Genomic DNA, 25,183 nt, shown 5'->3' with positions numbered 1-25,183 from the left:
CCCTCTCAGACACCCTCCCTATTCTTTCATGCGTTAGCGGTGGGAAAAGTCAGCAGCACGCTTCTCGGCGAATGCTCGCATCCCTTCCTTCTGATCCTCGGTCGCAAACGACGCCGCAAATGCTTGGCGTTCAAATTTCAGACCCTCCGCGAGCGGGGTCTCCTGAGCTGCCTGGAGCGCGGCTTTCGCAACGTACAGCGCAGGGAGTGATTTCTCAGCGATAGTCTGCGCGACTTTGCGGGCCTCCTCGAGCAGCTCAGCAGCCGGCACTACACGCGACACAAGGCCGGAACGTTCTGCTTCCTCGGCACCCATCTGGCGACCCGTTAGTACGAGTTCAGCTGCCTTGTATTTGCCGACAGCACGTGGCAGCCTCTGCGATCCACCAAAGCCGGGAAGCGTGCCGAGGTTAATTTCTGGCTGACCAAACTTCGCGTTGTCTGCGGCGAGAATGATGTCGCACATCATCGCGAGCTCACACCCGCCACCAAGCGCGTACCCCGATACCGCTGCGATGACCGGGGTACGTAGGCGTTCGAACCCCTCCCACGACGGAAAGGGGCCTCCCAGCAGCATGTCTGAGTATGAGAGCGAACCCATCTCTTTGATGTCGGCGCCCGCCGCAAATGCTCGCTCAGAACCGGTCAAGACAATCGCGCCGATATTTGGATCGGCATCGAACCCAAGCGCTGCCTCGATCAATTCGCTGACGAGCGTGCTGTTCAATGCATTCAGCGCTTCGGGACGATTGAGCGTGATCGTAGCTACACGACCATTGACCTCGGTGAGAATTGCTGTGTACTTGCCCTGTTCTGACATGCTTACTCCTTCGTGGCGTGGCGTTGTGCCCCAACGCTATCGCGAGACGAGGAAAGATCAGATATCGACAATCACAATCTTCTTCATCGCGAGCAAGTGCTCGAATGCGCCTTCCCGCTCCATAAGCTCACCCATGTTGGTGGGAACAACCTGCCAGCTCACTCCAAACTGATCCACCAACCAACCGCACTGCTCTGCCTGGGGAACGGCGGAGAGAGCCTCCCATAACCGGTCAATCTCTGCTTGATCGTCGCAGTTGACCTGTAACGAAACGCCGCTCGTGAACCCGTGGTCTTGGCCCGATCCATTATCTGCGGCCATAAACCACTGCTCGCCGATTCTGAACTCACCGAAGGCGAGTGCTTCGGCGCTCGCCTTTCCGGTCGGCTGGCCGTACGGCGACCGATTGCCAATCTCGGTGCCGCCAGGCGTACTCGCGAAAACCGACACGTAATAATCTGCTGCCTCGGCAGCGCGGTCTTGCGACGGCCCGTCAAACATGAGTGCCGGTATGACGAATGGTCTCGGGTCACCCTCGGGGTTTGTGAGCATGAGTTGCCAACTCACTCCGTATCGGTCTTGCACCCATACGTACAGCGCGGAGAACGGGTACTCCCCCAGAGGCATGAGGTCAGTTCCGCCCACACCAAGCTCTCGAGCGAGCCCGGTGAGTCGCTCACGAGCGAGCGATTCGTCACCATCAAACATGAGTGGATCGAAATTCAACATGAACGAGATCGATGGGTTCGGAGAGAACTCCGGACCCGCATTCACAAGAATCAACTGCGTGTTCTCGATCTGTACGGCGACGGTGAGCGGCTTGCCCGCTAGAGGCTTCTGAAAATCGAGGAGTCCCTCGGTCGGATATCGTGACTCCACCTCCGACGACGCGCTGAATCCGGCAGAACTGAACGCTCGCGCGTAGAACTCCCCCGTCTCCTCCGCTGTTCCCGTGCACCAAATATTCGGAATGATTCGTTGTGACATCTTTGTCTCCATTGGGTGTGCAAATTGTGGGACGGCCGGTTTAGTGCGCCCCGTCGGCAAGCCACTCTTCGTAGCTCTTGGAATCGATTTCGGCATCAGGGCCAGGGAGCAGTCCTCCGTCACGCATAGATCGGCCCATCTTGCCCGGCAGCGGAAGCTCGATGACCCCGCGCTGGTCACCGTGTGTTTCAAACACCATTCGCGCAAGATCGGCCATTCTTAACTCATCAGGCCCCGCAAACTCTGGCGTCATACCGCGGGGCTCCCCCTCGGCAATCTCAACCAACCGTCGCGCAACAGATGCCGCCGCAATCGGTCGCGACAAGAACTTCGCAACGACTGCCCACCGCCATACAGCAACGGCCTTTTGTTCCGCGAACTCAAAGAACTGAGTCGTTCGCAAGATCGTCCACGGAATCGGACCATCAGCGATGAGCTGCTCTTGCAAAGCCTTCGCTGCGTAGTACCCGTGCGGATGCTCCACCGCTCCAACAATTGACAAGGCAACGTGATGCTTTACGCCCACATCTTGCTCTGCGCGCAGCAGAGTGTGCGTACTCGATTCGAAGTACGACATCGCTTCGCTTGGTGAAGTGGATCCACTCACGTCAATGACCACATCGATTCCACTGAGGTCGAGGCCAGCCCCAGTGACCAGGTCTACCCCGTGTGACCGCGAGAGCACGCGAACCTTATGCCCAGCGTCGGCCGCGATTCTCACAACGTGGGCGCCGACAACTCCCGTACCTCCTGCAACAGCGATCCGCATATTGACCTCCAGCGCGAGCAGTGTGAGCTGTGAGACTCACACTACCCTTGCTTGGCCCGAGGTTCACCCTTTTCATCGGTTGCGAAAGGCATCAGTCGATCGGCATCTGTCGAACGACTGCCCCACGCCACTCAGTCGCGCAGCTTCGCCCCGAATGCCTGCTCTGCCGCAGCAACGCCAGCAAGTTTTGCCTCGCTCGCCTCTTCTGCCTTCAACGTGCGGTCGCTCGAACGGAATCGCAACGCGAAGGTCAGGGCCTTCTTGTCGTCTTCAATTCCCTGACCACGGTAGTCGTCAACGATCGAAGCGTGCTCGAGAAGCTCGCCCGCACCCTTCACCACCGTGTTCAGCACGTCGCCCGCCGGAACATCGGCATCAACAACGAGCGTGAGATCTTGCGTCGCGGCCGGGTACCCCGAAAGGTTCGCGGTGCGCGGCTCACGCGGTGCAAGTTCGATGATGCGCTCAAGATCGAGCTCAAACGCGGCAACGCGGCCCGGGAGGTGGTAGTTCGCGGTGAGCTCTGGAAGCAATTCACCAGCGACTCCGACAACCTCGTGGCCCGACTCAGTAGCAATGAGCAACTCAGCAGTGCGTCCTGGGTGGAAAGCGCGATGTGACCCTTGGCGCACGATGAGCTCAGCAGAAGCAGCACCGGCCGCGGTGCGAGCAGCGTCGAGCGCATCGGCCCAGTCGTATGCCCGCCCGGCTTCACCCGCCTGCTTCGCAATTGCCGAGCCGACGAGCAGCCCTGCTGCCCGGTACGGTTGTGCGGGCAACGAGGCATTCAGCGCCGCGAGCACCTCATCTGATGGCTTCTCAGCAAGCGGCGGTACCTCATCTGTGCCCAACGCGAGAGGATCTCCGGCTGCTTCAAAGACCGAACCAAATTCGACGAGCGACAGCGTAGTGAGGCCACGCGAGACGTTTCGTTGCGCCGAAGTCACCAGCCCAGGCAGCAGCGAACGGCGCAGGAACGGCGATTCACCGTCGAGCGCATTCGCGAGTTTGATGGCGTGGATCGGAGCCTCAGACTCTCCAGCGGCCTCTGCACCAGCACCGAAATCATTCAGCTGCGAACGGTTCACGAAGGGATAGCTCAGCACCTCATCGAAACCCGCCGAGGTCACGATATTTGCGACGCGACGGCGCAGACGCTGTGATCGGGTGAGCCCACGACCCGCGGGAGCGACAGGAAGCACCGACGGAATGCGGTCGTACCCGGCAATTCGAGCGACCTCTTCCACAAGATCTGCGGGCCTTCCAAGATCAGAGCGCCAAGACGGCGCGGTTACGCTGATCGTCTCCTGATCCACTGCGGAGACCTGGCAGCCAATCATCTCAAGTGCGCCACGCACCTCAGCGTCGGAGTAGTCGGTTCCCATCAGTCCATTGACGCGAGCTATTGGCAGCGAGACAGCCTCGGGCTGCCAGGGCGCAACGAGAGTCGAACCAAGAGAATCTGCGGTACCGCCTGCGAGCTCGATCAGCAGATCGACCATGCGTTGTGCCGCGGCTTGCGAGACGAGCGGATCGACTCCGCGTTCAAAACGGCGAGACGCTTCACTCGGCAGCTTGTGCCGGCGCGCAGATCGGGCGATTGACACCTGATCGAAGGTTGCCGCTTCAATAAGTACGTCAGTCGTCGAATCACCTGACTTGGTCGACTCGCCGCCCATCACACCAGCGATGCCGATTGCGCCTGACTCGTCAGTGATGAGCAGGTCTTCTTCGTGCATTTCTCGCTCTTGGCCATCGAGAGTGACGAGCTTCTCGCCGGGCATCGCCCGACGCACAGTGATGCCACCCGCGAGCTTGTCGAAGTCATAAACGTGGATCGGGTTACCAAGCTCGAGCATGACGTAGTTCGAAATGTCTACCGGCAGCGAAAGCGACCGAATGCCCGCAAGCTGCAGCCTCGCCACCATCCACGCGGGTGTCGGACGTGTCGCGTCGATACCGCGCACAACGCGGGTCACGAACCCGAGAGCCCCCACGCGACCGCGGATCGGCCGAGCATCTTCAATTTTGACGTCGAACCCTGCGCCGTCGACCGGGTGCACGAGGCTCGCAGGATCGGTAAACACACGACCGGTCGAGTGGCCATACTCGCGCGCGATTCCACGGATCGAGAACGCGTACCCCCGGTCGGGAGTCACGTTAATCTCAACCGCAGTTTGGTCGAGTCCGAGCAATTCAAGCGCGTCGCTACCAACCTCAGGGTCGAGTCCAAGCCGCGAGAGAACAATGATGCCGTCGTGGTCTTCGCCGAGTGAAAGTTCACGCGCCGACGCGATCATGCCGTCAGAGACGTGTCCGTAGGTTTTCCGCGCCGCAATCTTGAAGTCCCCAGGGAGCACCGCACCGGGAAGCGTCACAACCACCTTGTCGCCGACAGTGAAGTTGTGTGCGCCACAAACTATGCCGCGAACGTCAGCGCCGCCATCGGCCGCAGACTGGCCCCCTGGCGCAACGCGCACCTGGCACCAATTAATGGTCTTGCCGTTCGACTGCGGCTCTGGCTCAGCAGAAAGCACCTCGCCGACTACAACAGGGCCAGAGATGTCGAATTTGCGGATCGACTCCTCTTCAAAACCAACGCGCACGAGGTCGGCGTGCACCTGTTCAGGGGTGATGTCTTCGGGAAGCTCAACAAATTCACCGAGCCAGCTGAGTGGAATTCTCATTTAGACCAGGCCTCCGAACTGTGCATTGAAACGAATATCTCCCTCAACCATGTCTCGCATGTCATTGAGGTCGTTACGGAACTGGAGTGTGCGCTCGATACCCATACCGAAGGCAAACCCCTGATACTCCTCGGGGTTAATGCCGGCTGCGAGCAGCACATTTGGATCTACCATGCCGCAACCTCCCCATTCGACCCAGCGAGCGCCACCCTTGGCGTTTGGCTGCCACACGTCCATCTCAGCCGATGGCTCAGTGAACGGGAAGAAGTTTGGACGCAGGCGGATCTTTGCTTCTTCGCCGAACATCTGACGGGCAAAGTGCTCGAGCGTGCCGCGCAGGTGCGCCATGGTGAGACCGCGGTCGATGGCAATGCCCTCGACCTGGTTGAAGACTGGTGTGTGCGTTGCGTCGAGTTCATCAGTTCGGTACGTACGACCGGGCACAACGACGTATACCGGGAGTTCACGATCGAGTAGAGCCCGAATCTGTACGGGTGACGTATGCGTGCGTAACAGGAGATGACGGTCTGCAGGCTCAATAAAGAACGTGTCTTGCATTGCGCGCGCGGGGTGATCTGGATCGAACCCCAGGGCGTCAAAGTTGAACCACTCGTGCTCGAGTTCGGGCCCCTCAGCGACCTCCCAACCCATACCAATGAAGATGTCTGAAATCTCATCTTGCAGTTGAGAGAGTGGGTGACGTGAACCTGCACGACGACGCACTGGCGCCTCAGTGACATCAACTGTCTCGGCCACGAGCCGCGCAGCTGCTTCCGCAGCAGCAAGTTCTGTCTCACGGCCCTTATATGCACCTTCAAGGCGACCCCGAGCTTGGCCCATGAGCTTGCCGGTTGCAGCTTTCTCATCTTTCGGCACCTGCCGCATGAGCGAGTTCAGCTTGGCAATTGCAGAGTCGTCGCCCAGATGTTCAGTGCGAGCAGATTTGAGCTCAGAAACAGAGGCCGCAGCAGCGAAGGCTGCGAGGGCTTCTTCAATAGCGGCATCTACCGCTCCCTGCGAGATCGGATTGGGGTTTGAGGTGCTGTCTGACACAAGAATCAATCCTATCGCCCCTTCGACACTTCGAGACACGGACTCAGATTGGTGTCACTAGCGACCGTTAGACTTGCGGGCGTGGCCGAGCGACAACACAGCATGAGCCGCGCTACTCGCACGGGGCGCGGAATGCTGTTTGCTGCGATCGCAACCGTTCTTGCCGCCGCTTCGCACGCCCTGGCCGGCGGCACCGTGACTCCTATCGCAATGCTTGTCACGGCAATCATCGCGCTCCCCCTGTGCGTCGCACTCGCCGGGCGGTCCGGGTCAGTTTGGCGCGTGGCTATCGCAGTCGGCGTGAGTCAATTTTTCTACCACTGGGTGTTCGCTGGCATCGGCGCGTCAACCTCTACAGCCTCCGGTCCGATCGGTGACTTTCCGGCCGGATCACACGCCGCGCACCTAGCGGCCCTCGAGCAGTTTGTTCCGCGAGTTATCGAAGCCGGCGCAGCCGATGCAACGATGTGGATCTTGCACGGTCTTGCCGCCATTATTTCTGCTGCCTTCATCGCCCGCGGCGAGCGCGCGATCATGGCTTTGGGCAGCATGCTGGGCCGGGCGTTCCCACACGCAATCGCGCCTACCGAGATCCTCGCCCCTGTACCGCAAATTGTCTCGATCGATGCACCGGCGCTAAGGGTCCAACTTCTTACACGTTGCGCACGTACGCTGCGCGGTCCTCCTGTCTCCTACTGATCTCTCGGCCGCAACACTGGCGGCAATCTACACAGCTTCGAAGACAGTTATAGAAGGATCACACATGCATTCGCACACACAAATTGCCCCACAAAGACGGCTTACACGCATCAAAGCTCTTGGCATCGCGGGCACATTCGCACTCGTACTCGCCGCACTCTTCGCCCCCGCATCACCGGCCCTCGCTCACGACCAACTCGTCAACACAGTGGTAGTCACCGACGAGTCTGGTGCAACAGAAGCAGTGCGCATGACATTTAGTAACAATGTGCTCGAGATGGGGACTGAAGTACTCATAACCGATGCGGCAGACGCAGACGTCACCTCTGGCGAACCCGAGGTTTCAGGTCCCGATGTGACACAGGCCGTTACCCCTGGCCTTCCCGACGGCACATACAATGCCGTGTGGCGCGTGGTTTCGAGCGATGGCCACCCCATCGAGGGCGGCTTCAGCTTCCACATCGAGAACGGCGCTCCGGGCGAAATCGAAGTCCTTCCAGAGGGTGATGGGCACGACCATGGTGACGAGTCGGGCGACGCAGAGGCCGACCATGACCACGGTGACGAAGACCACTCGCACGAGGGCGATGCACACGGCGATCATGACGCGGTGACGACAGGTGGCGAAGACAGCAGTACCGACTGGATTCTGCCGGTAGGTATCGCAGCTGCGGTGTTGGTGATCGCTGCGATCGTGATCCCACTGCTCACTCGCAAGCGTAAGAAGTCTGCGGCTCCCACAGATTCTGCACCGAGCGCCTGGCCTTCAGACTCGGAAGGCTAACTCGATGATTCACACATTCCGCACTCAGCGTTCGCGCCGTGCGGCGATAGCCTCTGCCGTCGCCGCGTTCACACTCACCGTTCCGGTAGCACTCTCTGCGTGTACCACTGCAGGAGCGGCTCCCGAACATACAGAGTCCTCGGCAACGTCAAACACACCTGCCAACTCAACCGAACACACCCAAGTGCACGCGCTCGACGTCTGGGCCAAGGCGACCGCCGCCGACATGGAGCCGGGCGAGGGCATGACCGGTGTCTTCGCCGTGCTGGAGAATCATGGTGACGCCGATCTCACGATCACTTCGGTGACGAGTAATTCGGCAAAACACGTCGAACTGCATGAGGTCGTCAATGGTCAGATGCGTGAGATTGCTGGTGACGTCATCATTCCCGCAGGTGGATCACTGCTGCTCGAACCGGGCGGCAATCACATCATGCTCATGGGGATCACAGATCCGTTGCTCCCCGGCGACGAGGTGTCGATCGAACTCGGCTTCACTGATGGGTCAGCCCTCGAGTTGTCGGCACTCGTGAAGGACACCGCGGGTGCGAACGAGAGTTACGACGAGAGTCATGACAGCGACGGCGGTCATGACGGCCACTGAGCGACCTAGTACGACATCGCCGCAAAAAGTCAGCCGCCGCGCCTTCGTCACGGGAGGCGCGGTTGGCGCTGGCCTTGGTGCACTTGTCGGAGCAGCCGCCGGAACCGCGGGTGGTTACGCGCTCGCTGGGAGCACATGGAAGAGTGAGCCATACGATCCAGAAACGATGCCGTCTCTCGGCGATACGGGCGGGTTCCCAGGGTTTGGTGGTGAGGCACTCCCCTGTCATGGCACCCACCAGGCTGGCATCGTCTCTGTTCCCGCGGCACACACTCGTTACGTTTCATACGGTCTGCGAGAAGACACCGATCGGGCTGCACTGGTTCGACTCTTTCGCATCATCACAGGCGACATCGAGGCGCTGACGGCAGGAGCTGCGCCGCTCGCTGACCCCGAAAGGGAGCTCGCGGCTCGTCCCGCACGGCTCACGATCACGGTTGGTGTCGGTCAGACCCTTGTGGATCGGGTCGCCCCTGCTGAACGCCCAGAGTGGCTCGCGCCGCTCCCGACCTTTTCCCTTGATCAGCTCGGAGGCGGTTACGACGGCGGAGACCTGTTGTTCATCGTGCAAGCTGACGATCCACTGCCAATCTCGCACGCGGCACGCATGCTGCACCGCGATGTGGATCGCTTTGCCGAATTGGCGTGGACGCAGCAAGGGTTTCGGCAATCGAGGGGCACCGAGGCGCCGGGTGCCACGATGCGAAATCTCATGGGACAGGTTGATGGAACAGTAAACCCAGCACCTGAGGATCACGATTTCGACGCACTGACGTGGATCGATCGCGAGAGCGGCCCATCATGGTTGCGGAACGGCTCTGCATTTGTGCTCAGGCGAATTCGCATGGAGCTCGATACCTGGGATCGGGTCGACAGGCCCGGTCGCGAGGTGACCATTGGGCGCACTTTGTCCGATGGCGCTCCGCTCACCAATCCCGGCGGTGGAGAGCACGCCGAGGTTGACTTCGACGCGAAGGCACCAAACGGCTTGCCGGTGATTTCCTCGGCGGCACATATTCGTCGCGCGCACTCGACCGATCCGAGCGAACGGATCGTGAGACGTACCTCAAATTACGATGACGGCCATGAAGCGGGCCTGCTGTTCGGGTGCTATCAGCGAGATCCACTCACCCAGTTTGTTCCAATTCAACAGCGACTCGATGAGGCAGATCTGCTCAACGAGTGGGTCACGCACACGGGTTCCGCTGTGTTTGCAATGCTCCCCGGGTTTCAACCCGGGGAGATACTCGGGGCCGCACTATTCGGCGAGAACAGCGACGAATCTGCCAGTTAGCTGCCTGATTAGCGACGCTGCGCGAACGCGGTTTCGTAGAGCAGCACGCTAGCCGCTGTCGCGAGGTTGAGCGATTCGGCGGCTCCGAAGATTGGGAGCTTTAGCGAGCGACCGATTGACGTGCGGTGTGCCTCTTCGAGACCTCGGGCCTCATTGCCAAACACCCAGGCGATGGGGCCCGCCAGGTCATCTGTCGCGCCGGTGAGTTCCGCCCCGCGCACATCCGCAGCAATCGTTTCGAGCCCCGCCTCGCGCGCGGCAGAGAGCACACTCTCGAGCGATTTCTCGACGACGACTGGCAAGTGAAAGAGCGAACCGGTTGTGGATCGCACCACCTTCGGGTGCCACGGATCGATCGAGTCACCAGAAAAGATCACGGCGTCGGCGCCCGCGGCATCAGCAGCACGCAGAACGGTGCCGGCGTTGCCTGGATCGCGAACCTCATGGAGTACCGCTACAAGTCTTGCGCCTTCGAACGCGTGCTCGAGTGAAGTCTCAGGAATACGCGCGACCGCTGCCACGCCCTGCGGCTGCACGGTTTCGGCAATCGCTGCGAGAACATCCTCGGTCACCCGCTCAATCGATACCTCAACTTCAGACGCGAGGCGATCGATCTCCAACTGCCACGATTCACTGCCCGTCGTAGCGAACACCGTCTCGATCAGGTCGGCACGATGCATCAGCAGCTCGCGAACCGCCTGCGGCCCCTCCACGAGAAATTTGCCAGACTCGAGGCGCTCCTTCTTACGCGAAAGTGCTGCAGCACGCTTTACACGACCGGCTTTCGGGTTGTCGAGGATCTCGAAGCTCATTCGATCAGCATAACGATGCGAGCAGCCGGACACACAAAAGTCCCGTCACCGGGCGAGCCTGGTGACGGGACTTTTAAAGCAGAGGTTACGCTGCAGCCTTCGGAGCCGAGGTGTCGGCAGGAAGAGCCTTCTTCGCGGTCTCGACGAGCGACGCAAACGTTGCTGGATCGTTCGTTGCGAGCTCCGAGAGGATGCGACGGTCAACCTCAACACCAGCAAGGCTCAGGCCCTGGATGAAGCGGTTGTAGGTGAGGCCGTTTGCACGTGCACCAGCGTTAATACGCTGGATCCACAGGCGACGGAAGTCGCCCTTCTTCTTGCGGCGGTCGTTGTACGAGTAGACGAGCGAGTGGATGACCTGCTCTTTTGCCTTGCGGTACAGGCGTGAACGCTGCCCGCGGTAGCCCTCGGCGCGCTCAAGAATAACGCGACGCTTCTTGTGGGCGTTTACGGCCCTTTTTACTCTTGCCATTTCAGTTCTTCCTTAAAGACTTTGGGTTCGTCGGGCCGTGCTTAGTGACCGAGGAGCTTCATTGCCTGCTTGGCGTCGCCCTTAGCGAGCACCTGCTCAGCGTTCAGACGACGCTTGCGGCGTGAGGACTTCACCTCGAGATTGTGGCGCATGCCGGCCTGCTGCTTCATCAGCTTGCCGGAGCCGGTGAGCTTGAAGCGCTTCTTGGCCCCCGAATGGGTCTTCTGCTTTGGCATCGGTTTTCTCCTTGTTGTGGGTCTGCCACCTAGGCGGCTATGTCGTTGAGGTCTTAGTCAGCCGACTGGCTTGGCTTGTCAGCCCGCCTGTTGGCCTTCTCCTCGGCGCGCCGAGCATTCTGCTCTGCCTTTGCCTCGGATTTGTTCTTCACAGGTGCAATCACCATCACCATGTTGCGGCCGTCGATGCGGGGATTCGACTCGACGGTGCCGTACTCGACAATGTCTTCGGCGAACTGCTGGAGCAAGCGCACACCCTGCTCGGGGCGTGACTGCTCGCGGCCACGGAAGAGGATCATCGCCTTCACTTTGTCGCCCTGCGACAGGAAGCCGATCGCGCGCTTCAGCTTGGTTTCGTAGTCATGCTTATCGATCTTCAGGCGGAAACGTACCTCTTTGAGTACGGTGTTCGCCTGATTACGACGGGCTTCCTTCGCCTTCTGAGCCGCCTCGTACTTGTACTTGCCGAAGTCCATGATTTTCGCCACGGGCGGCTTCGAGTTCGGGGCAACCTCGACGAGATCAAGATCCGCCTCCGCTGCTAGGCGCAGGGCAGTATCGATCGGCACGACTCCGACCTGCTCGCCACTGGGTCCAACCAGTCGCACTTCGGAAACGCGAATTCGGTCATTCGTACGGGGCTCGCTGATCGCCTGCTCCTCTGATCTCGTGTGATGAAAGAACCCTAAACATTTGTGTTTAGGCTCACGGAAATTGAGATCGGGAACGCACGCGTACCCACACCCTTAAGCTGCCGCATGTGCGGCGGAGTGCCAACTACCCGGTAACCTGGAGTGGTGCCGGGTGGGAGAATCTCCTCTTCCGTAGCATCGGCAATTCTGCCGACAACCTCACCAAGCTTAGCACACCCAAGACGACACAGACAGGGGCGCTTTCATGAGCGATCAATACGCACTTCCGACGAACGACGAGTCAGACGTTGCACAGGCAACACGAGACATCGCTGATGTCGCTGCGGTTGAGGTGATTACCACTGCAGCCGTGCACCTTATGAGTGCCGCAGCGGTCAAGGTCGGCCTTGCCGACGATCCAGAAAATCAAATCGACCTCGATGAGGCACGCAAGCTCATCAACGCCCTCGCGGGACTCATCACTGCAGGCGCTCCTGACATCAGCGACATGCATGCACGTAGCTTGCGTGACGGTCTGCGTTCGGTTCAGCTCGCATTCCGCGAGGCGTCGCCAATCCCAGACGCTATTGGCCAGGGCCCTGGCGAGAAGTACACAGGTCCGGTGAACTAGTTCCCCCACCTCTGAATGACTGAGAAAGCTCCTGTGAAGCAGGAGGTGCGATCAGGCATCACCGATTCCTTGAGCGTCGGCATCGCTATTTTTCCACTCGGAATAGCACTCGGCATTCTTGTCGTGCAGGCAGGCCTTCCGCTGTGGGTCGCGCCCGCGCTCTCGATTGGTATTTTTGCTGGATCGGTCGAGCTCCTGCTCGTCAGCATGCTTGCAAGCACAGTGCCGCTTGTGACTATTGCAGTCACGGTCTTTGCGCTCAACTTCAGGCACGTGTTCTACGCCTTCTCGTTTCCGCTTAACCAGGTACGGAAGGGACTGCCCCGCGCCTACTCGGTGTACGCGCTCATCGATGAGGCCTACGTGACGTACTCACTGATGAACCGGGCTTCGCTCACTTCTGCACGCATACTCACGGGCCAGCTCATGATGCAGGCATACTGGGTTGGCGGCGGGCTCATCGGCATCACGATCGCGTCAGCGCTCGACGAGCCAATCCATGGATTCGAGTTTGCGCTTGCTGCAACCTTCATAGTTATGACGCTTGATGCGATTCGGTCAAAACGAGAGCTCCCATCCGCGATACTTGCGGGGCTCTCGGTGTCAGTTGCTCTCGTACTGTACCCGGCAAACGCGATGCTTGCTGCGCTGCTTATATTCGCTGTGCTTCTCGCAACGAGGTATGCCATTGCTGCAGCACGAACACGAACAGGTGATCACGCATGAGTGAAACGATGTACCTCATTGCTGCGATTGCCTTCGGCGGATTGATCACCCTCGGTCTTCGCGCGCTCCCGTTTGCCATGCTTGCAAAGCTTCGCAAGTCGAAACTTGTGAAGTCCCTCGGTGAGTGGATGCCCGCTGGCATCATCCTCATCCTCGCAGTGGTGGTACTCGTTGGAGAGTTCCAGGTTCGAGGCTCTAATTGGTGGATGGTGCTCGTAGCCACCGCAGTCACCGTGGCAGTGCATCTCACCTGCCGGCGACGGGTGCTGCTCAGCGTCGCAGCCGGTACCGCCTGCTACGTACTGCTCGTCAACTTCTTCTGAGACTAATCCCCGAAGACGTCTTTGCCTCCGCCTGGATAGACGTCAATTTCGCTTTTACGACTCAGCATAATGATGCTCGCGAACATTCCGCCCCAGATGATGATGAGCGCTATCACGAGAAAGACAATCGCGATCGGGGTCATTTTGCACCTCCCTGCCGCGACGCAGCATTGACCTGCGGCCACGGTTCAAAATTATCTGGGTTGTAGCGCCAACGGCGACTGGTGAGGATCAGCGATCCACCAATCATCAAAACGACCGAGCCCCAGCCAACAATGAGCAGGTAGCCCGCTGAGTAGCCGCCGTACGGCTCTGCAATCAAACCGATAATGGTCGCGACAAGCATGTATCCGAGCACTACGGGCCCAAGGATCGACACGAAGAACAGCCACGTTCTTCCGACTTTAAACGTCGATAGTGCACTGAGGTGCCCAGCGAGCATGCGCCCTGAACCGCGAATCCACAACACCGTAATTGTCATCGCCACTGCCGACGAGACGATTCCAATATTGTTTGCCCAGTTGTCGATCGTGTCGAGAGCGGTGAGGCCCGAAGTGGTGCCAAACAGCACAATTGAGATCACTGCGAGTACTCCGCCAATGCGATAAGTCGCTTGGAGTCGTGTGAGTCCGAACTTGTCCATGATCGCGGCAAGGATCACCTCCATAATCGAGATCATAGAAGTGAGGCCTGCAATCGCAAGTGACCCAAAGAACAGCATGCCGAAGATTGGGCCGCCCGGCATTTCAGAGACAATTGCGGGGAACGTCATGAATGCAAGACCCACACCCGTAAGGCCTTCTAGGTCCCCCACCCCGATACCCTGCTGATGCGCAAAGAAACCGAGTGTCGCAAACACGCCGACTCCTGCAAGGATCTCGAATGACGAGTTGCTAAACGCAACGACGAGTCCAGGGGTCGTCAGGTTCGACTTGCGCCTGCGGTACGACGAATAGGTGAGCATGATGCCAAATGCGACCGAAAGCGAGAAGAAGATCTGGCTGTACGCGGCTACCCACACTCCGGGAATTAGGAGCGCCGAGAAGTCTGGAGTAAAGAGTGCGTTGAGTCCATCCACTGCCCCCGGAAGGAAGAGTGCGCGAATCACGAGGGCGAGAAACCCGACCACGAGCAGCGGAATGCCGATGACATTCATGCGCTGCACGCCCTTTACCACTCCAGCGCCGAGCACAATGAGGGTGACGATCCACATAATGACAAGTGGGATAAGCACCGACGGCACGAAGTGCAGAGTGAACGGCGCGTCGGCGAGCTGTAGATACTCATTCACGAAGAATCCGGTGGCATCGTCACCCCACCTGATATCGAATGAGTACACAAAGTAGCTTGAGGCCCACGCGAGCACCGCAGTGTAATAGATCGCGATAAACACGCAGATCATCACCTGGAACCACCCGATTCCCTCACCCAGCTTTCCTGCGATTCGGCGAAGCGCGAGTGGGGCCGAGCCGCGGTAGCGGTGACCGATTGCGTAGTCGAGAAACAGGATCGGAATGCCAGCGGTAAGCAGGGCAACGATGTACGGAATGAGGAACGCGCCGCCACCGTTCTCGTACGCGACGCCGGGGAAACGCCAGATATTGCCGAGCCCGACAGCGGACCCGACTGCTGAAAGAATGAACCCGACTTGCCCTGTCCATTCGGCGCGGGCTGGAGGGGCAGCTGGTTTCGCGGTGCTCATGGCAACATCCTCTCGAACCCGGATTTCTGAAACCCCTCTAGGGTAACAGCGGTCGCGTCGCCTACTGAGCTCTGGGCACGAACCGCATCGAGTCGACTCGTTCGGCAATGAGCGCACTATTCGCCCAATTGACCTGGAGCCGTGAAAGCAGTTCGGTGAGCTGCTCTCGATCGAGCCCGGCCTCGACAATGAGATAGACATCTGTCTCGGCGGCCGTGAGCGTGCCATCGGGATCCCCGGGCAACAGTGCGAGAGCACTCACCTGGCTCTCACCTGAGGCGCCCGCAAGGAACGCGGTGCGCACCTCGGGATCTGCCCACGCAGGAACGCGCGGCTCACCGAGCGCGACCGCCTGTAACTCAGTGCGGCGAACACCGAACTGAGAGTCTGCCATTCCCGGATCCACAATAATGAGATCGGTGCCCTCTTGCGCAGCGGCCAGCGCGGCCTGTGGCGCAGGCACCGGAATCGGACGTGACTCTGGGTTCCAATTTCGCATTGCTTCGGTCGAGGAGAAGACCGGCATAACACGCCTGCCGTCTGGGCCCTCAACAGTTACGATCGAAAGCTCCTGGGTCTTTTCGACAATCTTGCCATCAGGCGTCTCACCGATGTCTCCCGCTTCTGCAAGCAGCGGAACGAGCACCCGAGATTGTGAGAGCTCAAGGAGCACTGTGGATCGTGTTGCCGCGAGCCGCTCAATGCTTAATTGGTTCTGAGCCTCACGGTACTGAGCCGCCGCCTCACGCATGTCACGAACCGCAGCCGCGAGCGCCGCCGGGGTATCTCCATCGTCTCCCGCAAAGGCCGTCTCGTGATGGTCAAACGTTCTGCCAGCCCAGGGAAACCCCGCGGAATCGGCCTCGCCGCCAGGCACGAGGCTTTCGGGCACACCAGTGTTGCGTGGCGTGTCACCCGTCGAGGGTAGCTTCTTGATCGCCATCGTGATCTCGCGTGTTACCGACCCGCTACATCAAGGGCTGCCGCCAAGGTAAATGCCCCGTCGTATAGCGCCTTGCCGACGATCGCACCCTCGATGCCGTGCGAAACAATGTCTCTCAGCGCAGCAAGGTCGTCTAGGCTCGAGATGCCTCCGGAGGCTATGACAGGCTTGTCAGTGCGTGCTGCAACCTTCGTGAGCAGGTCAATATTCGGCCCGCGCATTGTTCCGTCTTTGGTGACATCTGTGACGACGTATCGCGGGCATCCAGCGGCTTCGAGGCGCTCGAGCACCTCCCAGAGGTTTCCGCCCTCCTCAGTCCACCCGCGCGCAGCAAGCGTTTCTCCGCGCACATCGAGTCCGACTGCAATCTGCTCTCCGAACCGAGCGATAACAGCACGGGTCCATTCAGGATTCTCAAGCGCTGCGGTTCCCAAGTTCACGCGCTTTGCGCCCATCTCAAGGGCGTGTTCAAGGCTCCGGTCGTCGCGAATTCCACCAGAGAACTCAATGTTGACTTGTTTGCCGGCGCGCGAAATGATCTTCTTCGCGACGTCGACGTTACTCCCCCGCCCAAACGCGGCGTCGAGGTCGACCAAGTGGATCCACTCAGCGCCCTGCTCAACCCAATCAAGCGCGGCGTCGACGGGGCTGCCGTAATTCGTTTCGGTGCCGGCCTCGCCCTGGGTCAGGCGCACCGCCTTGCCGTCGACCATGTCGATCGCGGGAAGAAGCTGCAATTTTGGCCGTGAGGCGAGCTCTGTCATCAGTACTCCTTGGTGAAACGAACTAGAGCGACGCGATCCAGTTGCGGAGCAGCTGGATTCCGGCCTCGCCTGATTTTTCTGGGTGAAACTGGGTTGAACACAATGGACCATTTTCGACGGCCGCAATAAAGGGCTCGCCATACTCGGCCCAGGTTACCCGGGGCATGGTCGCAGCCGTGCGACCCTCAAGTGTCCATTCAGTAGCCGCGTTGCTGTGCACAAAGTAGAACCGCTCACGTTCAATGCCTCTAAAGAGCACTGAATCCTGCGGTGGCGTCACCGTGTTCCAGCCCATATGGGGCAGCACCGGTGCATCGAGTTGATGAACGACACCCGGCCACTCCCCGAGACCCTCGGTCTCGACGCCACGCTCAATTCCCCGTTCGAACATGATCTGCTGGCCAACGCAAATTCCCATAACGGGCCGACCGCCCGCCAGCCGGCGATCAATAATCTGATCACCACGAATCGCTTGCAGCTGCTGCATCACGGCATCAAATGCTCCAACACCAGGAACAAACAAGCCGTCTGCTTCCATTGCCCTGTCTGCGTCACCCGTGACTTCTACCGCAGCTCCGGCGCGAGCGAGCGCTTTGGCGGCCGAGTGGATGTTGCCTGAGCCATAGTTGAGCACCACTACCCGAGGTGCATCGGCTCCATTCACAGGGCTCCCTTGGTGGAGGGAACTCCGGTGACGAGCGGGTCTTGTGCCTTCGCCTGGCGGAATGCGCGAGCAAAGGCTTTGAACTCTGCCTCTGCAATGTGGTGTGGATCTCGGCCCTCAATGAGACGCAGGTGAACGGTCAGGCGAGCATTCAAGGTAAGCGCCTCAAAGAAGTGACGCACCATCGAGCCCGTGTAGTGACCACCAATCAAGTGGTACTCGAAGCCCGTCGGCTCACCAGAGTGCACAAGATAGGGGCGGCCAGAGATGTCGATCACTGCTTGCGCGAGTGCTTCATCGAGTGGCACGAGGGCGTCGCCGTACCGCGAGATGCCGCTCTTGTCGCCGAGCGCTTCGAGAATCGCTTGGCCGAGCAGAATTCCCGTGTCCTCGACGGTGTGGTGAATGTCGATGTGAGTGTCGCCCTGAGCGCTGACGTTCAGGTCAACGAGCGAGTGCCGCGCGAATGCGGTGAGCATATGGTCAAAAAACGGAACGCCAGTCTCAATGGTCGACTCACCCGTGCCATCAAGGTTCAGGGTGATTTCAATCGAGGATTCGCTCGTCGAGCGTGTGCGGGTCACGATGCGGGCACCTTCAGTCATACCTTCGATCCTACCGTGTCGTGTTGAACACTCACTCCCTGCGGAGCCTTGCGCCTCGCGCGCAGATTTAGGCGGTAAGCGCAGTGATCGCCTCGATCACTGCGGTCGTCTCTGACTCGGTACCAGCAGTGATGCGCAGGTGCCCCGGAATATCGAGGTTTCGAATGAGAATGCCCTGCTCGCGAAGCGTCTCGAACACCGCGTTTGGATCGGCGAAGCCGCCAACGAGTAAGAAGTTTGAGCCCGAAGGGTGAACTGTGTAACCAAGTTCGTTCAATGCTGCCGCAAGACGATCTCGTTGTTCGCGGATCTCACCGACCGTGCCAAGCATCGCGCCAGAGTGACGGATTGCTGTAATTGCGGCAGCTTGGGTGAGCGCAGAGAGATGGTACGGCAGCCGCACGAGTCTCAGCGCATCGATCACAGCTGCGTCAGCAGCGAGGTATCCGAGTCGCACGCCAGCAAACGCGAAGGCCTTGCTCATCGTGCGACTCACGACGAGTCGGTGCCTGCCAGGCAGTAAGTCGACAGCGCTCTCGGCGCCAGCATTGAACTCGTGGTAAGCCTCGTCGACAATGAGCATTCCGTCGAATGCATCATAGGCAGCAAGTATTGTTTCAGCGCTGAGCGTGGTGCCCGTCGGATTATTCGGGTTACACAAGATCACAATGTCTGGGTTGTGCTCTCGGATCGCGGAGACGACAAGTTCAGGTGTCACCGTGAAGTCGGCATTTCGTGGAACCCCAACCCACTTCGTATCTGTACCGTCTGCGAGTAATGGGTACATCGAATATGTCGGAGTGAAGCTCAAGAGGGTTCTGCCGGGGCCACCAAACGCCTGGAGCAGTTGCTGGAGCACTTCATTCGACCCGTTGGCCGCCCAGATCTGCTCTGGGACCAAACCCGCGTCAAGGTAATCCGCCAGGGCCGCACGCAGTTCGAGAAACTCGCGGTCGGGGTATCTGTTCACTCCCCTGAGCGCCTCAGCGATTGCGGCAGCTGCTTCAGTAATAAAAGCCTCTGGAAGCGGATGAGTGTTCTCGTTGACGTTCAATGAAACAGGCACCGCAGCCTGGGGTGCACCGTATGGAGTCTTGCCAACAAGATTGGCGCGGAGGGGAAGATCGCTCAGTTCAGCCACCCTGCAATTCTAGCGAGCGATACGACCAGACAATTTCAGGGCGTTCAGCCTTCGAGTTCTGTCGCAGGGAACACGCGATTCACGTCTGCGTAACGAAGTGGAACCGCGAAAGCTTCACCAGCCTGGATCTCTGAGTCAGACATCTGATTCAGCCGAACGATATCGTTCACTACCTCACGCGGATCGGCTGCTGGATCGAGCTCAGTAGCGATACTCCAGAGCGAATCACCCGGCAACGCGAGCACGTAAGGAAATTCTTGAGCGTTCTGCGAATTGCTCGCAATTGCGCCGGTGGCGCCAAGCGTTGCAGCGAGGCCGAGTGCCACCGATACCAGGATCGTGGCGAGACCCCCGAAAACCACTCGACCGCGACGCGTGAGTCGCAACTTGGTCGTGGGCGCCTGAACGCGGATCGACTCGATCTGTGTGACGTTTGCAAGTGCGGTCATGAGGTGTTCCTCTCGTTTCGTGTTCGAAGCAACTCAGTTACTCGAACACCTGTTTCGAATATATCTTCGATAGTTCGCAATTGCAAGCCTCATATTCGAACAAGTTTCGAGCTTTTTGAGACGACACTCGAACGAATGTTTGCCTCGCATCGAACATTGCGGCTAGGGTTTCGAACTACACGGTCACCTAATCACCCACCTCCGACATTCGACACGAGAGGACCTGCGATGAGCGATACCGCATCACGCCCCGCGAAGCCCCTGACCGAGAAACAGCAGGCAATTCTCGAGTGCATCGCACGTTCTGTCGAAACCCGTGGCTATCCTCCGAGCATGCGAGAGATCGGTGACGCCGTCGGCCTTTCCTCACTCTCCAGCGTCACGCACCAGCTCTCGAGGCTCGAACTCGGCGGGTACATTCGTCGCGATCCAAATCGACCACGCGCACTCGAAATTCTTATCGAGCTTGCCTCAACCACCAGCGCAATCACCGACGCACCGATCACCGAAGCGCAAGAGACCGCGTACGTGCCACTCGTTGGGCAGATCGCTGCGGGTGTTCCTATTACGGCAGATCAGCAGGTCGAAGAGGTCGTTCCGCTCCCCCGACAGCTTGTCGGCGATGGGCAATTGTTCATGCTCAAGGTCGTTGGCGATTCAATGATTGACGCAGCTATTTGCGACGGTGACTTCGTCGTCATTCGCCAACAGCGCGAGGCAGAGAACGGTGACATTGTCGCCGCGATGCTCGATGGAGAGGCCACGGTGAAAGTGTTCCGACGCCGCGACGGCCATACCTGGCTGCTCCCCCGAAACAGCGCGTTCGAGCCGATACTCGGTGATCATGCAGAAGTGCTTGGCAAGGTTGTCGCGGTATTCCGGTCAGTGTAAATCCCGCGGCCACCGGCCAAACATCGTGTGACAACACAGGCTACGCTTCGAGAAGCTTGAGCTCCTCAAGCACTGCCAACACCTGCTCATGGCGGTTAAACGTATAGAGGTGAATCGACGGAGCTCCGCCTGCAAGCAACTCACGGGCGAGCTGAATTGTGTGTTCGACTCCGAGTTCGGGTGCAAACCCGCCCGCTTCCTCCATCGCCCGCTCCAGTTCAACGGGTGCTGGTCGCCCCGCGAGAGAGGCAACCTTTCGAAGCTGCGCGCTTGTAGACACCGGCATGAGCCCCGGCAGTATCGGGATGGTGAGACCCGCGCGTCTCGCCTCATCCACATACGAAAGATACTCCTCAGCGCGGAAGAACAGTTGTGTAATAGCCAGCTGCGCTCCGGCCTCTTGCTTCGCGATCAACCAGTCAATGTCTGCAGATCTCGATCGCGACAGCGGGTGTCCGTTTGGGTAGGCAGCCACGGCAGTGCGACCGACACTCGTGAACGCTGGGCGCTCCGCGCGAACCTCAGCAATAAGTTCTGTCAGCTCCACAGAGGTGAGCGACCCCGTAATCTCGGGGCTTTGCTCGTCGAGGCCGTGCGGCGGATCTCCGCGCAGCGCGAGGAAGTCGTGCACTCCTGCGTCCATGATGCGGTGGATCTGGGTCTTCAGTTGCTCGCGTGTTTCACTCACGGTCGTGAAATGGGCAAGCGGAAGCGCGTCGGTGTGGTTTCGCAGGTATGTAAGCAGGTCGATTGAGGCATCACGGTTTGAGCCGTTCGCGCCGTAGGTCACCGAGATGAAGTCTGGCCCAACCGCAGACAGGTGCTGCACCGAGTTCCCAAGGGCGAGCGCTGCCGCTCCTGACCTCGCGGGAAACACCTCGAATGAGAAGCGCGCCCGCGTTGGTGCGCTCCCTGTGAGCAGGGTTGCGCTCATGATCCACTGCCTGCGAGTTCGGAGGACGCGAGCTCGGTGCCCCGAACTCTTGCCGCGATCTTTGCGAACGCGACGTCGCGCGCAAAATCTGGTGAGCCGTGTCTCGGCTTGTCATCGATAAGATAGGGCGAGAAGCCGCAGTCATCGGTGGATCCGAGGAGTTCGGCAGGAATGAATCGAGCTGCTCGGAGTAGCTGATCACGCACGCCCTCGGCTGTCTCAAGCTTTGGGTTCGTGGGGTTCGTAACTCCGATGAGCACTCGGGGTGCCGCACGTCCTGCACCACGCAAGCTCGTGAGCTCCCTTCCAACCAATCGCGCCACGCGGTCTGGTTCTTGCTCGCTCGCTGCCTGCACGAGAAAGTAGCCGGCTTCGATCTGGAAGAGCTCGGGAATGAGTTCGGCGTAATCAACATCTGCACTGTGCGCCGAGTCGTTGTCGTTTCCGGGGCAGGTGTGCACGCCAACCGCGCTTCGCTCGGTGTCGCTCAGCCTGTCGAGCACTCGATTCAACAGATCGATGAATCCAGCAAGGGCTTGCGGCCCTGCCCACGGTGCCCTGAGATCACGGCGCAGCGCCAAACGCCCCTCGGTGAAATCAATGGAGACTCTGATCGCCCCGGCTCGGAAGCATCGCCGGATGTCCTCAGCGCAGCCTTCGACGACATCTCCAAGAAATTCGCCACGCGAGTACCCGTCGAGTCCAGTCTCTGGCACCATGAGCGACAGCATCGACGGTGAGATCACGGCCTGCTTCAGCGGCAGTTCGGTGTATTGCCTGGCGGCCCGAACATCATCTGCAGCCCACGAGTGAAACCTGAATGGTGCACGCGCGAGGCTCGGTACAACGCGGTGGTGTCCATCGGCAAACACCGCGAAAACAGGCCCCTCCTCAACGCTGTCACTCGCGAGCGGATAGCTCGCGAAACTCTGGCGCCGCTGTTCACCATCACTCACAATCGGCGATCCAGTCTGCGTGAGTCGCTCAATCGTGTCTTTCACGGCGAGTTCTTGTTCCTCACGAAGTTCTGCCTGCGAAACCACGCCGATTTCTGCATCGAGCACCGTACGCTGCAGCCGAGCGGGCCGCGGGAGTGAGCCAACCTGCTCGGTTGGCAGCACCCCCTCCGGCCACACTGCTTGTGTCACGGCTACTCCTAGACGCTCGCGCGTACGGCCTTGGCAGCCTGCACGAGATTGGTGAGGCTCGCCACGGTCTCCTTGTACCCACGAGTCTTCAGACCGCAGTCGGGGTTCACCCAGAGCAGTTCACCCTTGATGTTGTCTGCCGCAATTCGAATGAGTTCGGTCTGCTCTTCGACACTCGGAACGCGAGGCGAGTGAATGTCATACACACCCGGGCCAATACCGCGAGAATAGCCGTGCTCGCCAAGCGGCACCACAACATCCATGCGGCTGCGCGCAGCCTCGATCGAGGTCACGTCGGCGTCGAGGCCATCGACCGCGTCGATAATCTGGCCGAACTCCGAATAACACAGGTGGGTGTGGATCTGCACCTCGGGGGCGGCGCCACCGGTAGCGAGGCGGAACGCTGCCACCGACCAGTCGAGATAGGCGGATTGGCGGTCTGCGTCGAGCGGTAGTAGTTCGCGCAGGGCCGGTTCGTCGACCTGCACGATGCCGATTCCTGCCTCGACGAGGTCGTCAATCTCGTCACGAAGCGCGAGAGCGACCTGCGAAGCTGTGTCTCCAAGCGGCTGATCGTCACGAACAAAGGACCACGCGAGAATTGTCACTGGGCCGGTGAGCATTCCCTTCACCGGACGGTCAGTGATCGACTGAGCGTATGAAGACCAGCGAACGGTCATCGGTGCGGGCCTCGAGACATCGCCCCAGAGAATTGAGGGCCTGGTCGCACGGCTACCGTACGATTGCACCCAGCCATTTTCAGTCACGGCGAAACCATCGAGAAGCTCGGCAAAATACTGCACCATGTCGTTGCGCTCGGCCTCGCCGTGCACAAGCACATCGAGCCCGATCTCCTCTTGCAGGCGGATCACGCGCTCGATCTCCTCGCGCAAGAAACCCTCGTATGCGACTTCGTCGATCTCCCCCTTGCCAAACGCCGAGCGCGCTTTGCGAATCTCAGCGGTCTGCGGAAACGACCCAATCGTCGTCGTTGCGAGCTGCGGTATGTTGAGCCCACGCTGTGCATCGCGTCGTTCACCCTCGCTCACACGGGTGCGGTCGGCATCACTCGCGGCGGCAACGCGACCGCGGATCGCGCCAACCCGCACACCTGGAGCGGACTGGCGATCTGCGAGCACGCGATCCACCTCGGCGAGCTCTGACTCGATAGCGGCGGCACCGCCCTCTAGCCCGCGAGCAAGCGTCGCAACCTGTTCGACCTTCTGATCGGCGAATGCAAGCCAGGACTTGAGTCTGGCGTCAAGCTTTGACTCATCGTTCACGTCGTGCGGTACGTGCTGGAGATTATTGGACGTGCCTATAACGGTCGCAATTCCAGCGTTCTGCAAGCTCTCCGCCTGGGCGAGGGCCGCGCGAAGATCAGTGCGCCAAATGTTGCGGCCGTCAACAACACCAGCGAGGAGCTGGGTGTCTGCGAACGCCTGCGCGAGCGAACCGTCGGCGATCGCGGTCTCGGGCAGTGATCCACGAACGAGATCGGCGTGCACCGCCTCGACCGGAAGCGCACCGAGACGCGCGAGTGACTGCGACGAATCACCGTATGGAGTGGTGAGGAGAATCTGCGGGCGATCTGAAGATCCGCCCAGTTTCGCGTAAGCGCGCTCAACGAGTTCGATGGTCTGCTTACGAGGAACAGAGAGCGAATCCGACACGAGCGCTGGCTCATCGAGCTGTACCCAACCTGCGCCAGCAGCGGTCAGCGCTGAAAGCAGTTCTGCATAGGCTGCAACGACATCGTCCAAACGATCAATCGGCGCAAAGTCTTCGGCCGCATCATCCGAAGGCTTCGCATGCAGCAGGTAGGTCACCGGCCCTACGAGCACCGGCCGCGTCTCAATGCCCTGTTCACGCGCTTCGGCGACGAGCGACACAAGCGCCGTGGGATTCGCGACAAATGGGGTGCGCTCGTCGATCTCGGGAACGCTGTAGTGGTAGTTCGTGTCAAACCACTTCGTCATCTCGAGCGGCTGGTGATCGGCATTGCCGCGAGCGAGCGCGAAATACTTGGTGAGGTCTGAACCTTCGACCTGCCCAAAGCGCGAAGGAATCGCACCGAGCGCGAGAGTGGCATCGAGCACCTGGTCGTAGAAGCTGAAGCTCTCTGGTACCGCACCGCTCGAAGCGCTCAATCCCAATTCAACGAGACGAGCACGGGTTGCCGCACGAAGATCCTTCGCAGCGGTCTCGAGTTCGGTCTCGGAGATGGATCCTTTCCAATACGCCTCAACGGCACGCTTCAGCTCGCGGCGACGGCCGATGCGGGGGTACCCAAGGATGGTTGCGTGTGGCAGCTGCGATGCAGACATGTGGTGGCCCTTCGTTGGTGCAGTGTGACGAGAGCAAAATTACAGAACCAGGTACCTGTTCCGCACGCTAATTTCACCTTGTTACCG

28 protein-coding genes are annotated in these 25,183 nt (G+C 59.7%); 8 read left to right on the top strand and 20 right to left on the bottom strand.

All coding sequences use genetic code 11. The features are described from left to right. Positions 1-33: 33 nt before the first annotated feature. The 5 genes from H9L06_RS00245 to pheS form a co-directional block, all read right to left on the bottom strand. Positions 34-819 carry an enoyl-CoA hydratase-related protein gene (locus H9L06_RS00245; RefSeq protein ID WP_187555342.1) on the bottom strand — a complete coding sequence of 262 codons (786 nt, stop codon included), beginning with the start codon at positions 817-819 and terminating at the stop codon, positions 34-36. Positions 820-876: 57 nt separating this feature from the next. Next, the gene (locus H9L06_RS00240; RefSeq protein ID WP_187555341.1) at positions 877-1,806 is read right to left on the bottom strand and encodes a VOC family protein; all 930 of its coding nucleotides are present in this window, start codon (positions 1,804-1,806) and stop codon (positions 877-879) included. A 40-nt stretch (positions 1,807-1,846) separates the two neighbouring features. Further along, on the bottom strand, positions 1,847-2,575 hold the full coding sequence (locus H9L06_RS00235) for an SDR family oxidoreductase (protein WP_187555340.1): 729 nt from the start codon (positions 2,573-2,575) through the stop codon (positions 1,847-1,849). 131 nt (positions 2,576-2,706) lie between these two features. Next, the gene (pheT, locus tag H9L06_RS00230) at positions 2,707-5,262 is read right to left on the bottom strand and encodes a phenylalanine--tRNA ligase subunit beta (protein WP_187555339.1); all 2,556 of its coding nucleotides are present in this window, start codon (positions 5,260-5,262) and stop codon (positions 2,707-2,709) included. Then, positions 5,263-6,315 (bottom strand): phenylalanine--tRNA ligase subunit alpha, encoded by a 1,053-nt coding sequence (gene pheS / locus H9L06_RS00225; RefSeq protein ID WP_187555338.1) that lies wholly within the window; start codon positions 6,313-6,315, stop codon positions 5,263-5,265. Between the two features lie 81 nt (positions 6,316-6,396). Here pheS and H9L06_RS00220 point away from each other — a divergent pair, with 81 nt between their 5' ends. The 4 genes from H9L06_RS00220 (at position 6,397) to H9L06_RS00205 (ending at position 9,696) form a co-directional block, all read left to right on the top strand. Then, complete coding sequence (locus H9L06_RS00220) at positions 6,397-7,014, top strand: hypothetical protein (protein WP_246454406.1); 618 nt, start codon at positions 6,397-6,399, stop codon at positions 7,012-7,014. 64 nt (positions 7,015-7,078) lie between these two features. Next, on the top strand, positions 7,079-7,798 hold the full coding sequence (locus H9L06_RS00215) for a copper resistance protein CopC (RefSeq protein WP_187555337.1): 720 nt from the start codon (positions 7,079-7,081) through the stop codon (positions 7,796-7,798). Between the two features lie 4 nt (positions 7,799-7,802). Continuing rightward, positions 7,803-8,402 carry a copper chaperone PCu(A)C gene (locus H9L06_RS00210; RefSeq protein ID WP_187555336.1) on the top strand — a complete coding sequence of 200 codons (600 nt, stop codon included), beginning with the start codon at positions 7,803-7,805 and terminating at the stop codon, positions 8,400-8,402. Further along, entirely contained in the window at positions 8,371-9,696 is a 1,326-nt protein-coding gene (locus H9L06_RS00205) for a Dyp-type peroxidase (RefSeq protein WP_246454404.1), read from the top strand. The genes H9L06_RS00210 and H9L06_RS00205 overlap by 32 nt, the downstream gene beginning before the upstream one ends. A gap of 8 nt (positions 9,697-9,704) precedes the next feature. Here the strand turns inward: H9L06_RS00205 and H9L06_RS00200 are convergent, their stop codons facing one another. From H9L06_RS00200 to infC, 4 genes are all read right to left on the bottom strand, one after another. Next, on the bottom strand, positions 9,705-10,508 hold the full coding sequence (locus H9L06_RS00200; RefSeq protein ID WP_187555335.1) for a TrmH family RNA methyltransferase: 804 nt from the start codon (positions 10,506-10,508) through the stop codon (positions 9,705-9,707). 85 nt (positions 10,509-10,593) lie between these two features. After that, the gene (rplT, locus tag H9L06_RS00195) at positions 10,594-10,980 is read right to left on the bottom strand and encodes a 50S ribosomal protein L20 (RefSeq protein WP_187555334.1); all 387 of its coding nucleotides are present in this window, start codon (positions 10,978-10,980) and stop codon (positions 10,594-10,596) included. A gap of 41 nt (positions 10,981-11,021) precedes the next feature. Next, positions 11,022-11,216 (bottom strand): 50S ribosomal protein L35, encoded by a 195-nt coding sequence (gene rpmI / locus H9L06_RS00190; RefSeq protein ID WP_187555333.1) that lies wholly within the window; start codon positions 11,214-11,216, stop codon positions 11,022-11,024. 53 nt (positions 11,217-11,269) lie between these two features. Then, the gene (gene infC, locus H9L06_RS00185) at positions 11,270-11,866 is read right to left on the bottom strand and encodes a translation initiation factor IF-3 (RefSeq protein WP_187556245.1); all 597 of its coding nucleotides are present in this window, start codon (positions 11,864-11,866) and stop codon (positions 11,270-11,272) included. A gap of 247 nt (positions 11,867-12,113) precedes the next feature. Between infC and H9L06_RS00180 the strand changes: the two genes are divergently transcribed. Genes H9L06_RS00180 through H9L06_RS00170 form a run of 3 tightly spaced genes read left to right on the top strand, consistent with a single transcriptional unit; the run spans position 12,114 to position 13,528 of the window. Next, positions 12,114-12,479 carry a DUF1844 domain-containing protein gene (locus tag H9L06_RS00180; RefSeq protein ID WP_187555332.1) on the top strand — a complete coding sequence of 122 codons (366 nt, stop codon included), beginning with the start codon at positions 12,114-12,116 and terminating at the stop codon, positions 12,477-12,479. Between the two features lie 15 nt (positions 12,480-12,494). Further along, complete coding sequence (locus H9L06_RS00175; protein ID WP_187555331.1) at positions 12,495-13,205, top strand: AzlC family ABC transporter permease; 711 nt, start codon at positions 12,495-12,497, stop codon at positions 13,203-13,205. Then, entirely contained in the window at positions 13,202-13,528 is a 327-nt protein-coding gene (locus tag H9L06_RS00170; RefSeq protein ID WP_187555330.1) for a branched-chain amino acid transporter permease, read from the top strand. The genes H9L06_RS00175 and H9L06_RS00170 overlap by 4 nt, the downstream gene beginning before the upstream one ends. 2 nt (positions 13,529-13,530) lie before the next feature. Here the strand turns inward: H9L06_RS00170 and H9L06_RS00165 are convergent, their stop codons facing one another. From H9L06_RS00165 to H9L06_RS00130, 8 genes are all read right to left on the bottom strand, one after another. Beyond that, complete coding sequence (locus tag H9L06_RS00165; protein ID WP_187555329.1) at positions 13,531-13,671, bottom strand: MetS family NSS transporter small subunit; 141 nt, start codon at positions 13,669-13,671, stop codon at positions 13,531-13,533. Next, on the bottom strand, positions 13,668-15,230 hold the full coding sequence (locus H9L06_RS00160; RefSeq protein WP_187555328.1) for a sodium-dependent transporter: 1,563 nt from the start codon (positions 15,228-15,230) through the stop codon (positions 13,668-13,670). Before H9L06_RS00160 ends, H9L06_RS00165 begins: the two co-directional genes overlap by 4 nt. A gap of 61 nt (positions 15,231-15,291) precedes the next feature. Beyond that, complete coding sequence (locus tag H9L06_RS00155) at positions 15,292-16,173, bottom strand: SseB family protein (protein ID WP_187555327.1); 882 nt, start codon at positions 16,171-16,173, stop codon at positions 15,292-15,294. A 14-nt stretch (positions 16,174-16,187) separates the two neighbouring features. After that, positions 16,188-16,937, bottom strand: a complete 750-nt coding sequence (priA, locus tag H9L06_RS00150) for a bifunctional 1-(5-phosphoribosyl)-5-((5-phosphoribosylamino)methylideneamino)imidazole-4-carboxamide isomerase/phosphoribosylanthranilate isomerase PriA (protein WP_187555326.1) — start codon at positions 16,935-16,937, stop codon at positions 16,188-16,190. Positions 16,938-16,959: 22 nt separating this feature from the next. Beyond that, positions 16,960-17,601, bottom strand: coding sequence for an imidazole glycerol phosphate synthase subunit HisH (hisH, locus tag H9L06_RS00145; protein WP_187555325.1), 642 nt, complete (start codon positions 17,599-17,601; stop codon positions 16,960-16,962). Then, positions 17,598-18,206 carry an imidazoleglycerol-phosphate dehydratase HisB gene (gene hisB / locus H9L06_RS00140; protein ID WP_187555324.1) on the bottom strand — a complete coding sequence of 203 codons (609 nt, stop codon included), beginning with the start codon at positions 18,204-18,206 and terminating at the stop codon, positions 17,598-17,600. Before hisB ends, hisH begins: the two co-directional genes overlap by 4 nt. Before the next feature lie 67 nt (positions 18,207-18,273). Then, a complete protein-coding gene (locus H9L06_RS00135) occupies positions 18,274-19,347 on the bottom strand; it encodes a histidinol-phosphate transaminase (RefSeq protein WP_187555323.1) in 1,074 nt (357 codons plus the stop codon). Between the two features lie 44 nt (positions 19,348-19,391). Next, positions 19,392-19,796: a LysM peptidoglycan-binding domain-containing protein gene (locus tag H9L06_RS00130; protein WP_187555322.1), complete on the bottom strand. Its 405-nt coding sequence runs from the start codon at positions 19,794-19,796 to the stop codon at positions 19,392-19,394. 228 nt (positions 19,797-20,024) lie between these two features. On the opposite strand from H9L06_RS00130, the gene lexA reads away from it, so the two are divergent. After that, complete coding sequence (lexA, locus tag H9L06_RS00125) at positions 20,025-20,687, top strand: transcriptional repressor LexA (RefSeq protein WP_187555321.1); 663 nt, start codon at positions 20,025-20,027, stop codon at positions 20,685-20,687. Positions 20,688-20,727: 40 nt separating this feature from the next. Here the strand turns inward: lexA and H9L06_RS00120 are convergent, their stop codons facing one another. Genes H9L06_RS00120 through metE form a run of 3 tightly spaced genes read right to left on the bottom strand, consistent with a single transcriptional unit; the run spans position 20,728 to position 25,096 of the window. Next, complete coding sequence (locus H9L06_RS00120) at positions 20,728-21,621, bottom strand: methylenetetrahydrofolate reductase (RefSeq protein ID WP_187555320.1); 894 nt, start codon at positions 21,619-21,621, stop codon at positions 20,728-20,730. Further along, positions 21,618-22,769: a uroporphyrinogen decarboxylase/cobalamine-independent methonine synthase family protein gene (locus H9L06_RS00115; RefSeq protein ID WP_223165201.1), complete on the bottom strand. Its 1,152-nt coding sequence runs from the start codon at positions 22,767-22,769 to the stop codon at positions 21,618-21,620. The genes H9L06_RS00120 and H9L06_RS00115 overlap by 4 nt, the downstream gene beginning before the upstream one ends. Positions 22,770-22,777: 8 nt before the next feature. Next, positions 22,778-25,096 (bottom strand): 5-methyltetrahydropteroyltriglutamate--homocysteine S-methyltransferase, encoded by a 2,319-nt coding sequence (gene metE, locus H9L06_RS00110; protein ID WP_187555319.1) that lies wholly within the window; start codon positions 25,094-25,096, stop codon positions 22,778-22,780. Positions 25,097-25,183: the final 87 nt, after the last annotated feature.

Origin of the sequence: Leucobacter denitrificans, assembly GCF_014396385.1 — a bacterium.
GTDB lineage: Bacteria > Actinomycetota > Actinomycetes > Actinomycetales > Microbacteriaceae > Leucobacter > Leucobacter denitrificans.
Note: the sequence above shows the minus strand (reverse complement) of the source record. Positions and strands in the feature narration are given on the sequence as shown.